We start from the raw sequence: 12,279 nt of genomic DNA, 5'->3' as shown, positions 1-12,279 counted from the left end.
CACCGATGCTCACCTCCGCCGCATCGCGTCGGTGTGATGAACCGCGACTGCTACTCGCCGCGCTTCGGCTCTTCCGGGTTTCGCTTGCCGAGGTCGACGGGTTCCTGCCAGGTGGTGTTCTGCCCTTCCCCGGAGTCGATGTCCGAGGTGTCCTGGCGGTAGTGGTGTACCGGTTCGAAGACGGCGGTGTCGGCGTCCGGGTCGGCGTATCCCGCCTGCCCGGTCTGCTCGTACGTGCCGTCCGGGTAGTGCTGCCCGTAACCGTTGTCGTCGGCGATGGCCGCGGCTGCCGTACCGCCCGCTGCTGCGCCTGTCGCCGAACCGGCGCCCCGTGTAGTTGCCCGGCCGTCGTCACGCCCCTGCTGCGCCTTCTTTGCATCACGCCCGGCGAAGAAACGGCCCAGGAAGACGGCCAGCATCGCCGGAACGAAGATCAGCAGGACGGTGAACGCAGCACCGGAGGTGATTTCGAAGAAGAACGAGTTCTGCGTGACGTTGAGGGAGGGCAACAGATCGGCCAGCCAGCTGCCGATGCCCGCAACGATTCCGCCGAGCAACGCTGCCTTCAGCCACAGCATGGTGAGGTCGGCCCCCTGGTCGGGGTCGGGGTTGCGATGTCGGTCCCGGATACCGTCGATACCCGCCCAGATCAATGCCACCAACACCACAACCAGAAGAGCCACCCACCTCAGGACCGAACCTTGAAGGGGCCATTGTGTGATCGCCGCACCGAGCATCACACGAACCAAAATATGTATCAGGGCCATCCCGAGGCCGCGTACCACCCACGCATTCATGGGCACAGCGTAACGAGAAGGTTTTGCGGCGTGTGGTCTAACCCACAGACGCGGTGTCTGCAACCTGTTCTCGCCACCGGCGCCGCTCCACTTCGTCGCTGTCGCGGGGGCGTGTCCGCGTCAGCGGGGCAGGGAGTGGGCCGGTACGTTTGCTGTCATGCCTGCTGATCATGGTTCGCGGCGCGCGGCATTGCGCGCAGCCCTCGCCGCCCGCGATCTCGACGCACTCCTCGTGACCGACCTGGTGAACGTGCGGTATCTCACTGGCTTCACCGGATCCAATGCCGCACTGCTCGTGGACGTGGCCGACGTCGACGGCGCCGAGGAGCGCACGGTGATCTGCACCGACGGGCGCTATCTCACCCAGGTCGCTGAGCAGGTTCCCGACCTGCGGGCTGAGATCGCCCGCACCAGCGCCGCCCATCTCGTCGAGTCGGTCGCGCGCCGGAGGGCGTCATCCCTCGCCTTCGAAAGTCATGTCGTCACGGTGGACGAGTTCGCCGCGTGGTCCCTGCTCGCCCCGGACGCCCGCCTCGAACCGGTTCCCGGGCTGGTGGAGGAGTTACGCATGGTGAAGGACGACTACGAGGTGGAGTTGCTCCGCGCAGCGTGCACAGCCGCCGACACCGCGCTCGCCGACCTTCTCGAGCGGGGCGGCCTCCGGCCGGGGCGCACCGAGAAAGAGGTCGGGCGTGAACTCGAGGCATTCATGCTCGATCACGGTGCAGACGGCATTTCGTTCGAGACGATCGTCGCGGCGGGCGCCAATTCGGCGATCCCGCATCACCGCCCCACAACGGCCGTTCTGCAGCGCGGCGATTTCGTCAAACTGGACTTCGGCGCCGAGGTCGGCGGCTACCACTCGGATATGACGCGAACATACGTCCTCGGACAGGCAGCCGATTGGCAGCGGGAGGTCTACGCCCTGGTTGCCCGGTCGCAGGCGGCCGGCTGTGCGGCACTGCGGCCCGGTGCCGAAGTCACCGCCGTCGACGCGGCTGCCCGCAGCGTGATCGAGGAAGCCGGCTACGGAGAGCTGTTCCTGCACGGGCTCGGACACGGAGTCGGCCTGCAAATCCACGAAGCACCCGGAATCGGCAAGCTGGGCACCGGTACACTTCTGGACGGTGCGGCGGTGACCGTCGAGCCGGGCGTGTATTTCTCCGGGCGCGGAGGCGTGCGGATCGAAGACACGCTCGTGGTTCGTGAGCAGGGGCCGGAGCTACTCACACTCACCACCAAAGACCTGACTGTCGTGTAGACGGTTTCGACCTTATCGAGGAGACGCGAAGCAAGTGGCTTCCACTAGTGATTTCAAGAACGGCCTGGTCCTGCAGATCGAGGGCCAGCTGTGGACGATTATCGAGTTCCAGCACGTCAAGCCGGGCAAGGGCCCCGCATTCGTGCGGACCAAGTTGAAGAACGTGCTGTCGGGCAAGGTCGTCGACAAGACGTTCAACGCCGGCGTCAAGGTCGAGACCGCCACGGTCGACCGTCGCGACATGACCTACCTGTACCACGACGGCAGCGACTACATCTTCATGGACGGCGACACCTACGACCAGATCTCGATCAACGAGGCGACGGTCGGCGACGGCGCCCGCTTCATGCTCGAGAACATGGCCGTTCAGGTGGCCGTGCACGAGGACGTCCCGTTGTTCGTCGAGCTTCCCGTCACGGTGGAGCTCGAGGTCAAGCACACCGATCCGGGTCTGCAGGGTGACCGCTCCACCGGCGGCACCAAGCCCGCCACGCTCGAGACCGGTGCGGAGATCAACGTTCCGTTGTTCATCAACACCGGCGACAAGTTGAAGGTCGATTCCCGCGACGGCAACTACCTCGGGCGTGTGAATTCCTGAGTGTCCGGTACGCATAAGAAGCTCGGCGCCCGGCACAAGGCCCGCAAGCGCGCCGTCGACTTCCTTTTCGAAGCGGAAGCGCGCGATCTCGACCCGGTCGATCTCGCGACCGAGCGGGCGGACATGTCGGGCAAGGACGAGTCCGTCGCGCCCGTTGCTCCGTACACCGTCACTGTGGTCACCGGGGTGGCGGAGAATCTCGACCGTATCGATGCGGTGATCTCCTCGCACCTGCAGGACTGGACGCTTGCGCGTCTGCCCGCGGTGGACCGCGCGATTCTGCGGATCGCCGTGTGGGAGCTGTTCCATGCCACGGATGTCCCGCCGGTCGTGGCAGTGGACGAGGCGGTGGAGCTGGCCAAACAGCTTTCCACCGACGACTCGCCAGGTTTCGTCAACGGCGTCCTCGGCCAGGTCGTGCTGGTCGCCCCGCAGGTGCGGTCGGCGGCTGCGGCCACCTCCCGTCGCGCCGAAGCGGAAAACGACGCGCCGGACGAGCCACCTTCGTAGAAGTAGCCTGGCCCACTCCGGTCCCGCGCCGTCCCTTCCGGCTGAGCGGCGGGCGGGAACCGGAGGTCGGGGCCCCGGCCTGGCGCAATTCGGCGCGCTGCTAAGCTGGCCGCGTCAGGCATCCTTTAACGATCCGTCCAGTGAGGCGGAGAAGGAGGTCGTTGTATGCGCGTGCCCGAAGGGTCTCGCCCTGCCGAGGAACCGGCAGAAGCAACACCAGAGTCGTCACCGGCAGTCGAGCCCGCGCGTGAGTTGTTGTCCGCAGGCGACGTAGGCCGCACCATTGCGCGCATCGCGCACCAGATCATCGAGAAGACCGCGATCGACGCCGCCGACGGTGCAGCGCCTCGCGTCGTCCTCATCGGGATTCCCACCCGCGGTACCACCCTCGCAGCGCGTCTCGCCGCGAAGATCGAAGAGTTTTCCGGTGTACGCCCCCCGGTCGGCTCCCTCGACATCACCCTCTACCGCGACGACCTGCGCACCAAGCCACACCGCCCGCTCGAACGGACCTCCGTCCCCGAGGGAGGTGTCGACAACGCGCTGGTGGTGCTGGTCGATGATGTGCTGTTCTCGGGCCGCACCGTCCGGTCTGCTCTCGATGCTCTGCGCGACTTGGGACGGCCACGCGCGGTCCAGCTCGCCGTCCTCGTCGACCGCGGTCATCGCGAGCTGCCGTTGCGCGCCGACTACGTAGGGAAGAACGTGCCCACCGCCCGCACCGAGGACGTCAAGGTTCTCCTGGGCGAACACGACGGCCGTGACGCTGTCATGATCTCCGGGGGAAAGAGCTAAGTGAAGCACCTGTTGTCGATTGCGGACCTGACTCGGGATTCGGCGGTCGAGCTTCTCGATGAGGCGGAGCGCTTCGAGCAGGCCCTCCTCGGACGCGAAGTACACAAGCTGCCGACCCTGCGCGGCCGCACCGTCATGACCGTCTTCTTCGAGAACTCGACACGGACCCGGGTGTCCTTCGAGGTCGCGGGCAAGTGGATGAGCGCGGATGTCATCAATGTCAGTGCCTCGAGCTCCTCGGTCTCGAAGGGTGAATCGCTGCGCGATACGGCGATGACGCTGCGTGCCGCGGGTGCCGACGCGCTGATCGTGCGCCATCCCGCGTCGGGCGCCGCCCACCAGATCGCTTCGTGGACGGGCGGCCAGAATGACGGCGGACCGGCGATTATCAACGCCGGCGACGGCACCCACGAACATCCCACTCAGGCTCTGCTCGATGCACTGACGCTGCGGCAGCGCCTCGGTGACATCGAGGGCAAACGCATCGCCATCGTGGGCGACATCCTCCACAGTCGCGTGGCCCGGTCCAACGCGCTGCTGCTGTCGTTGCTCGGAGCGGAGGTCGTTCTCGTCGCGCCGCCGACGTTGCTGCCGGTCGGGGCGTCATCCTGGCCGGTGACGGTGGCGCATTCGTTCGACGCCGAACTCCCCGGTCTCGACGCCGTCCTGATGCTGCGCGTGCAGGCCGAACGGATGAACGGCGGATTCTTCCCGTCCCAGCGGGAGTACTCGATCACTTACGGATTGTCCGAAAAGCGCCTCGCTCTGCTGCCCGAGCATGCCGTGGTACTGCACCCGGGCCCGATGCTGCGCGGCATGGAAATCGCGTCCGCAGTCGCCGACTCCCCGAGAGCCGCTGTGCTGCAACAGGTCACCAACGGTGTGCACATGCGCATGGCCGTGCTGTTCCGTCTGTTGGTCGGCGCAGAGGAAGTTGCCGGATGAGCTCGACAGAAACAGGAGAGACAGTGCTCATCAAGAACGTGTTGCTGTACGGCGAGGGTGAACCCACCGATGTCCTGATCGGTGACGGGGTCGTCGCCGCCATCGGGGCGGAGGCCGCCGAGTCCGCTGCTGCGGACACAGAGGTCATCGACGCAGCCGGACAGATTCTGCTGCCCGGTTTCGTCGATCTCCACACTCATCTGCGTGAGCCGGGCCGCGAGGACACCGAGACCATCGATTCGGGTTCGGCCGCCGCTGCGCTCGGTGGGTACACCGCCGTGTTTGCCATGGCCAACACCAGCCCGGTCGCCGACTCGGTAGTCGTCACCGACCATGTTTGGCGTCGAGGCCAGGAGGTCGGCCTCGTGGACGTGCATCCGGTCGGGGCCGTCACCGTCGGGCTCGAGGGAAAGCAACTCGCCGAGATGGCGACGATGGCAGCAGGCACCGGCCGGGTCCGGATGTTCTCGGACGACGGCCATTGTGTCTACGACCCACTACTCATGCGCCGCGCTCTCGAGTACTCGAGTTCGCTCGGTGTGCTCATCGCCCAGCATGCGGAGGAACCCCGGCTGACCGTCGGCGCCGTGGCGCATGAGGGCCCGACTGCCGCCCGACTGGGCCTGGCCGGCTGGCCTCGCGCAGCCGAGGAATCGATTGTCGCGCGTGATGCGCTGCTCGCCCGGGATGCAGGCGCCCGCGTCCACATTTGCCATGCTTCCACCGCCGGAACCGTCGAGCTGGTGAAATGGGCTCGTGGTCAAGGAATTTCGATCACCGCGGAGGTAACGCCGCATCATCTGCTCCTCGACGACTCACGTCTCGAGACCTACGACGCCGTCAACAAGGTGAACCCGCCGCTGCGCGAAGCCAGTGACGTCGCGGCGCTGCGCGCCGGCCTCGCCGAGGGTGTCATCGACTGCGTCGCCACCGATCATGCCCCGCACGCCGAGCAGGACAAGTGCTGCGAGTTCGCCGCGGCCCGTCCGGGAATGCTCGGGCTCGAGACGGCACTGTCGATCGTCGCGATGACCATGGTCCGGCCGGGCCTCCTCGACTGGCGCGGCGTGGCCCGCGTCATGAGCGAACGTCCCGCCGAAATCGTCGGACTCGACGACCAGGGTCGCCCGATCGACGTCGGCGAGCCCGCCAACCTTGTGCTGATCGACCCGGACGCCGAATGGACCGTGCACGCCCCCGCCCTCGCCAGCGTTGCGTCCAACACGCCCTATGAATCGATGACGCTGCCTGCACGGGTCACCACCACGATCCTTCGCGGCCGGGTCACCGCACGGAACGGCGACGTCCGGACTCCGGTGCGCTGCAGTGGAGGACAGTGATGGAGAGAATCCTCTGGATCGTCGGTCTGGCCGCGTTCTGGGCGCTGGCGATCTTCCTCATGTACGTCGGATGGCGCGCTCGGGCCCGTCGGCAGGCCGACCGCATCGGTCAGCTGCCGTCCGTTCCCGCCCAGCTCGGCGAACAGACGATCGCGCCGGTCACCGGACTCTATGTGGGTAGCACGCTCGCACCCAGTTGGCAGGACCGGATCGCGGTCGGCGACCTCGGTTTCCGGGCCACCGGTGAGATCTCGCGATACGACTCCGGGATCCTGCTCGAACGGGACGGTGCCTCGGCGATCTGGATTCCGCGGGACTCCATCCGTGCGGTGCGCACGGAGCGAGGCCTCGCCGGCAAGGTCATGAGCAGGGACGGACTCCTGGTGATCCGGTGGGCACTACCGTCCGGGACCGAGATCGACACCGGATTCCGCAGCGACGACAAAACCGTCTACCCCGTCTGGGTCAACTCGGGCGAGTCGGACGGCAGCACAGACAGTGAAGATTCAGCGAATGCGGCGAGCTCTGGTGAGGTCGAGCAGAACGGAGAGAACGCATGAGCGGCTATGACACCGACTCGGCAGTACTGGTCCTCGAGGACGGTCGGATCTTTCGGGGCACCACCTTCGGTGCCGTCGGGCAGACCCTGGGTGAGGCCGTCTTCAGCACCGGAATGACCGGCTACCAGGAGACACTGACCGACCCCAGCTATCACCGCCAGATCGTGGTGGCCACGGCGCCGCAGATCGGCAATACCGGCTGGAACGACGAAGACGACGAGTCCGTCGGTCCCACCGGCAGCAGTGCCGAGTCGAAGATCTGGGTGGCCGGTTACGTGGTCCGCGACCCCGCGCGTCGCACCTCGAGCTGGCGCGCCACCGGTTCCCTGCAGGACGAGTTGGTGAAGCAGGGTGTCGTGGGGATCGCGGGCATCGACACTCGCGCCCTGGTGCGGCACCTGCGCACCCGAGGTTCGATGCGGGCCGGAGTGTTCTCCGGGGACGCACTCGCCGAACCGGAGGTGTTGCTCGACCGCGTAAAGAGCCAGCCGTCGATGCTCGGCGCCGATCTCGCGGGTGAGGTCAGCACCACCAGTGGGTATGTCGTCGAGCCGACCGGGGGCGAGGCCCGCTTCACGGTCGCCGCGATCGACCTGGGTATCAAGACCAACACGCCGCGCATGTTCGCCGAGCGGGGTATCCGAGTACACGTCCTGCCGTCCGACGCGACGCTCGAGCAGATCCTCGACCTGAAGGCCGACGGCGTGTTCCTCTCGAACGGCCCGGGTGACCCGGCCACTGCGGACGGTGCCGTCCATCTCACGAAGGAAGTGATCGGTCAGGGCCTGCCCCTGTTCGGAATTTGCTTCGGCAATCAGATTCTGGGCCGCGCGCTGGGCCTCGGCACCTACAAGATGAAGTTCGGTCACCGCGGAATCAACGTCCCGGTCATCGAACACGAGACCGGGCGCATCGCGATCACCGCACAGAATCACGGATTCGCGCTCGAAGGGGAGGCCGGGCAGGAGTTCGACACCCCCTTCGGCAGGGCGGTCATCAGCCATACCTGCGCCAACGACGGTGCCGTCGAAGGAGTCCGTCTGCTCGACGGCTCAGCCTTCTCGGTGCAGTATCACCCCGAGGCCGCGGCCGGCCCGCACGACGCCGCGTACCTGTTCGACCGATTCACCAGCCTGCTCGAGGGAGTCAAGAAGTAATGCCACGCCGTACAGATCTCTCCCACATCCTGGTAATCGGTTCCGGCCCGATCGTCATCGGCCAGGCCTGCGAGTTCGACTACTCCGGAACGCAAGCGTGCCGGGTGCTGCGCGAGGAGGGCCTGCGGGTCAGCCTCGTCAACTCCAACCCGGCCACCATCATGACCGACCCCGAGTTTGCCGACGCCACCTACGTGGAGCCGATCACGGCCGAGTTCGTCGAGAAGGTCATCGCCCTCGAAGCCGCGAATGGTCACCCCATCGACGCGGTCCTCGCGACCCTGGGTGGTCAGACCGCGCTCAACACTGCAGTCGCCCTACACGAGCAGGGGATCCTCGAGAAGTACGACGTCGAACTGATCGGCGCCGACTTCGAGGCCATTCAGCGCGGCGAGGACCGCCAAAAGTTCAAGGACATCGTCGCCAAGGTCGGGGGCGAGTCGGCCCGCTCGCGGGTCTGCTACACGATGGACGAGGTCCGGGACACGGTGGCCGAACTCGGCTTCCCGGTAGTGGTCCGGCCGTCGTTCACGATGGGCGGACTCGGGTCCGGCATGGCGTACGACGACGAGGACCTCACCCGCATCGCCGGTGGCGGACTCGCCGCGTCGCCCACCGCCAACGTGCTCATCGAGGAGTCGATCCTCGGGTGGAAGGAATACGAACTCGAACTGATGCGCGACGGCCGCGACAACGTGGTCATCGTCTGCTCCATCGAGAACGTCGATCCCGTCGGCGTGCACACCGGTGACTCGGTGACGGTCGCCCCCGCGATGACTCTCACCGACCGCGAGTACCAGTCGATGCGCGACCTGTCGATCGACATCCTGCGCGAGGTCGGCGTCGACACCGGTGGTTGCAACATTCAGTTCGCGATGGACCCGACCGACGGCCGGCTCGTCGTCATCGAGATGAATCCGCGGGTGTCGCGGTCGAGTGCGCTTGCGTCCAAGGCAACCGGCTTTCCGATCGCGAAGATCGCGGCGAAGCTCGCCATCGGTTACACGCTGGACGAGATCGTCAACGACATCACCAAGGAAACACCGGCGTGTTTCGAACCCACCCTCGACTACGTGGTGGTCAAAGCTCCCCGGTTCGCGTTCGAGAAGTTCCCCGGGGCCGACGCCACCCTCACGACCACCATGAAGTCGGTCGGTGAGGCCATGTCGATCGGCCGGAACTTCACCGAGGCGCTCGGCAAGGTCATGCGCTCGCTGGAGACCAAGCAGACCGGTTTCTGGACCGGACCGCAGGTGGCCACCGAGGATCTGGACACGTTGCTCGCCGATCTCGCCGTGCCGCACGAGGGCCGGCTGTATGGCATCGAGAGGGCCATGAGTCTCGGTGCCACCCTCGAGCAGCTGTTCGACGCCACCGGAATCGATCCGTGGTTCCTCGACCAGATGCTGCAGATCCACGAGCTCGGCATGGAGCTGCGCGAGGTCGCCGAGGTGGACGAGCGGGTGCTGCGGCGCGCCAAGCACCACGGGTTCTCCGACCGGCAGGTCGCAGCGCTTCGACCCGAGCTCGGCGACGAAGATGCCGTCCGGGCTATGCGCGAGCGGTGGAACATCCACCCCGTCTACAAGACCGTGGATACGTGCGCTGCCGAGTTCGAGGCCAAGACGCCGTATCACTACTCCACCTACGAGCTCGATCCCGAAGCCGAGTCGGAGGTGGCTCCGCAGACCGAGCGTCCGAAGGTCCTCATCCTCGGTTCCGGACCGAACCGCATCGGTCAGGGCATCGAATTCGATTACTCGTGTGTCCATGCGGCGCTGACGTTGTCCGACGCCGGTTACGAGACCGTGATGGTCAACTGCAACCCGGAGACCGTCTCTACCGACTACGACACCGCCGACCGGCTGTACTTCGAGCCGCTCACGTTCGAGGACGTGCTCGAGGTGTACCGCGCGGAGTCGCTGTCGGGCACCGTGGTCGGTGTGATCGTCCAGTTGGGTGGCCAGACCCCGCTGGGTCTGGCGAAGCGGCTGAAGGCGGCGGGGGTGCCGATTGTCGGTACCAGCCCGGAGGCCATCGACCTCGCCGAGGACCGCGGCGAATTCGGCAAGGTGCTGGTGGAGGCGGGATTGCCGGCGCCGAAGTTCGGCACCGCCACCACCTTCGCCGGCGCCCGCGACATCGCCGCAGGCATCGGCTACCCGGTGCTCGTGCGACCGTCGTATGTGCTCGGTGGCCGGGGAATGGAGATCGTCTACGACGAGGCCTCGCTCGAGAGCTACATCTCCCGCGCCACCGAGATCTCCGACGACCGGCCCGTGCTGGTCGACCGGTTCCTCGAAGATGCCATCGAGATCGACGTCGACGCGCTTTGTGACGGCAACGAGGTGTACATCGGTGGAGTGATGGAACACATCGAGGAGGCCGGAATTCACTCCGGTGACTCGGCGTGCGCCCTGCCGCCGATCACCCTCGGCCGCGCCGACCTCGAGAACGTCCGCCGCTCCACGGAGGCGCTCGCGAAGGGTATCGGCGTCAAGGGCTTGCTCAACGTCCAGTACGCCCTCAAGGACGACGTCCTCTACGTCCTCGAGGCCAACCCCCGCGCGAGCCGCACCGTGCCGTTCGTGTCCAAGGCCACGGCCGTCCAGCTCGCCAAGGCGTGCGCCCGGGTCATGCTCGGCGAGACCATTGCGGAGCTGCGGGTTGCCGGGCTGCTCCCGGCCACCGGTGACGGTGGTTCGACTCCGGCGGATGCTCCTGTCGCCGTCAAGGAGGCGGTTCTCCCGTTCAATCGGTTCCGGCGCGCCGACGGCACCGGGGTGGACACCCTTCTGAGCCCTGAGATGAAGTCGACGGGCGAGGTGATGGGCATCGACGCAGATTTCGGTACCGCGTTCGCCAAGAGCCAGACAGCTGCCTACGGTTCGCTCCCGACATCGGGATCGGTGTTCGTGTCGGTCGCGAACAAGGACAAGCGCTCGCTGATCTTCCCGGTCAAACGGCTCGCCGACCTGGGCTTCCGGATTCTGGCCACCGAGGGCACCGCGGCAGTCCTGCGCCGCAACGGCATCGTGTGCGAGGACGTCCACAAGCACTCCGGGGAAAAGCTCGAGGAGGGTGCGCGCACCATCGTCGATCAGATCCGTGACGGTGAGGTCGACATGGTGATCAACACTCCGTACGGCAACTCCGGGCCCCGCGTGGACGGGTACGAGATCCGCAGCGCGGCCGTCGGCATGAACATTCCCTGCGTCACCACCGTGCAGGGCGCGTCCGCAGCGGTCCAGGGCATCGAGGCCGCGATCCGCGGTGACATCGGGGTCCAGTCCCTGCAGGCGCTGCACGCCCGGCTGCGGTCACCGATGTTGTTCGATGGTTCCGACACGGGTTCGCTCACCTCGTGACGCACCGGAACCACGATCACGGGTGGGGTGCCCGGCTGAGGGCCGCCGTCGCGCACCGCGGCCGCTTGTGCGTCGGTATCGACCCGCATCCGGACCTGCTCGCCGCGTGGGACCTGCCGAACGACGCGGACGGGCTCGAGGCCTTCGCCGAGATCTGCGTGGAGGCCTTCGTCGGTGAGGTGGCCGTCGTGAAGCCCCAGGTGGCGTTCTTCGAGGCGTACGGCTCTGCCGGGTACGCGGTGCTCGAACGCACCATCTGTGTCCTCAGAGAGGCAGGGACGCTCGTCGTCGCCGACGCGAAGCGGGGTGACATCGGGTCGACGATGGCCGCGTACGCGCACTCGTGGTTGGGCGCGCACTCGCCGTTGTCGTCCGACGCGGTGACGGTGTCGCCCTACCTCGGGTTCGGCGCGCTCGATCCGGCCCTGTCGCTGGCGGCGGAGCAGGGCCGCGGACTGTTCGTGCTGGCCCGCACCTCCAACCCCGAGGGGAGCGAACTGCAGAGCTCGCAGGCCGGCGGGGGAGTGTCGGTGGCACAGTCAGTGGTCAACGCGGCGGTCGAGCACAATGGTGCAGAACCCGACCTGGTCGGCCTGGTCGTCGGTGCGACACGCGGACACGGTCTGGATTTGTCGAATTTTTCCGGACCGATCCTCGCGCCCGGTCTCGGCGCCCAGGGTGCGACGGCCAATGACCTTGCGGACATATTTCCCGATTCCCGGAAGCTACTGTTGCCGAACAGTTCTCGCGGTATCCTTCGTGAGGGTCCGTCGGTGACGGCCCTGCGTGCGGCCGCTGCAAAGGTTCGTGACGAGGTCGAGGCCGCGCTCTCATAGCCCACCCGAATCCGGCTCTGACCTCGGGGGGTGGGTTCGCAATCGGCGCCGGGCGTGAGTACGGTCGCTATCGCTGCTGGTTATCCAGTGGTTTGGACTATTTGCCAACGAC

Annotated in this window: 11 protein-coding genes; 10 read left to right on the top strand and 1 reads right to left on the bottom strand. The window is 66.6% G+C overall.

Features of this window, described 5'->3' with window-relative positions; all coding sequences use genetic code 11:
* Nucleotides 1-50: 50 nt before the first annotated feature.
* Nucleotides 51-797 (bottom strand): B-4DMT family transporter, encoded by a 747-nt coding sequence (locus NOF53_RS05230; protein ID WP_255966131.1) that lies wholly within the window; start codon nucleotides 795-797, stop codon nucleotides 51-53.
* A gap of 157 nt (nucleotides 798-954) precedes the next feature.
* On the opposite strand from NOF53_RS05230, the gene NOF53_RS05225 reads away from it, so the two are divergent.
* The 10 genes from NOF53_RS05225 (at nucleotide 955) to pyrF (ending at nucleotide 12,167) form a co-directional block, all read left to right on the top strand.
* Nucleotides 955-2,058, top strand: coding sequence for an aminopeptidase P family protein (locus NOF53_RS05225; RefSeq protein WP_255966129.1), 1,104 nt, complete (start codon nucleotides 955-957; stop codon nucleotides 2,056-2,058).
* Nucleotides 2,059-2,092: 34 nt separating this feature from the next.
* Nucleotides 2,093-2,656, top strand: a complete 564-nt coding sequence (gene efp, locus NOF53_RS05220; RefSeq protein WP_255966127.1) for an elongation factor P — start codon at nucleotides 2,093-2,095, stop codon at nucleotides 2,654-2,656.
* Nucleotides 2,657-3,166 (top strand): transcription antitermination factor NusB, encoded by a 510-nt coding sequence (nusB, locus tag NOF53_RS05215; protein WP_255966126.1) that lies wholly within the window; start codon nucleotides 2,657-2,659, stop codon nucleotides 3,164-3,166. It abuts the gene before it with no gap.
* Between the two features lie 165 nt (nucleotides 3,167-3,331).
* Nucleotides 3,332-3,961: a bifunctional pyr operon transcriptional regulator/uracil phosphoribosyltransferase PyrR gene (pyrR, locus tag NOF53_RS05210; RefSeq protein ID WP_255966124.1), complete on the top strand. Its 630-nt coding sequence runs from the start codon at nucleotides 3,332-3,334 to the stop codon at nucleotides 3,959-3,961.
* On the top strand, nucleotides 3,962-4,906 hold the full coding sequence (locus NOF53_RS05205) for an aspartate carbamoyltransferase catalytic subunit (protein ID WP_255966122.1): 945 nt from the start codon (nucleotides 3,962-3,964) through the stop codon (nucleotides 4,904-4,906). It abuts the gene before it with no gap.
* A complete protein-coding gene (locus NOF53_RS05200) occupies nucleotides 4,903-6,246 on the top strand; it encodes a dihydroorotase (RefSeq protein ID WP_255966120.1) in 1,344 nt (447 codons plus the stop codon). Before NOF53_RS05205 ends, NOF53_RS05200 begins: the two co-directional genes overlap by 4 nt.
* A complete protein-coding gene (locus tag NOF53_RS05195; protein ID WP_255966119.1) occupies nucleotides 6,246-6,806 on the top strand; it encodes a PH-like domain-containing protein in 561 nt (186 codons plus the stop codon). The genes NOF53_RS05200 and NOF53_RS05195 overlap by 1 nt, the downstream gene beginning before the upstream one ends.
* Nucleotides 6,803-7,963 (top strand): glutamine-hydrolyzing carbamoyl-phosphate synthase small subunit, encoded by a 1,161-nt coding sequence (carA, locus tag NOF53_RS05190; RefSeq protein ID WP_255966117.1) that lies wholly within the window; start codon nucleotides 6,803-6,805, stop codon nucleotides 7,961-7,963. The genes NOF53_RS05195 and carA overlap by 4 nt, the downstream gene beginning before the upstream one ends.
* The gene (carB, locus tag NOF53_RS05185) at nucleotides 7,963-11,331 is read left to right on the top strand and encodes a carbamoyl-phosphate synthase large subunit (protein WP_255966115.1); all 3,369 of its coding nucleotides are present in this window, start codon (nucleotides 7,963-7,965) and stop codon (nucleotides 11,329-11,331) included. The genes carA and carB overlap by 1 nt, the downstream gene beginning before the upstream one ends.
* A complete protein-coding gene (pyrF, locus tag NOF53_RS05180; protein WP_255966113.1) occupies nucleotides 11,328-12,167 on the top strand; it encodes an orotidine-5'-phosphate decarboxylase in 840 nt (279 codons plus the stop codon). Before carB ends, pyrF begins: the two co-directional genes overlap by 4 nt.
* Nucleotides 12,168-12,279: the final 112 nt, after the last annotated feature.

Origin of the sequence: Rhodococcus tibetensis (assembly GCF_024438035.1) — a bacterium.
Taxonomy (GTDB): Bacteria; Actinomycetota; Actinomycetes; order Mycobacteriales; family Mycobacteriaceae; genus Rhodococcus_F; species Rhodococcus_F tibetensis.
Note: the sequence above shows the minus strand (reverse complement) of the source record. Positions and strands in the feature narration are given on the sequence as shown.

Coding starts and splice junctions, on each gene's coding strand:
- NOF53_RS05230 (WP_255966131.1), bottom strand. CDS start 797: ATGAATGCGTGGGTGGTACGCGGCCTCGGGATGGCCCTGATACATATT.
- NOF53_RS05225 (WP_255966129.1), top strand. CDS start 955: ATGCCTGCTGATCATGGTTCGCGGCGCGCGGCATTGCGCGCAGCCCTC.
- pyrR (WP_255966124.1), top strand. CDS start 3,332: ATGCGCGTGCCCGAAGGGTCTCGCCCTGCCGAGGAACCGGCAGAAGCA.
- NOF53_RS05200 (WP_255966120.1), top strand. CDS start 4,903: ATGAGCTCGACAGAAACAGGAGAGACAGTGCTCATCAAGAACGTGTTG.
- NOF53_RS05195 (WP_255966119.1), top strand. CDS start 6,246: ATGGAGAGAATCCTCTGGATCGTCGGTCTGGCCGCGTTCTGGGCGCTG.
- carA (WP_255966117.1), top strand. CDS start 6,803: ATGAGCGGCTATGACACCGACTCGGCAGTACTGGTCCTCGAGGACGGT.
- carB (WP_255966115.1), top strand. CDS start 7,963: ATGCCACGCCGTACAGATCTCTCCCACATCCTGGTAATCGGTTCCGGC.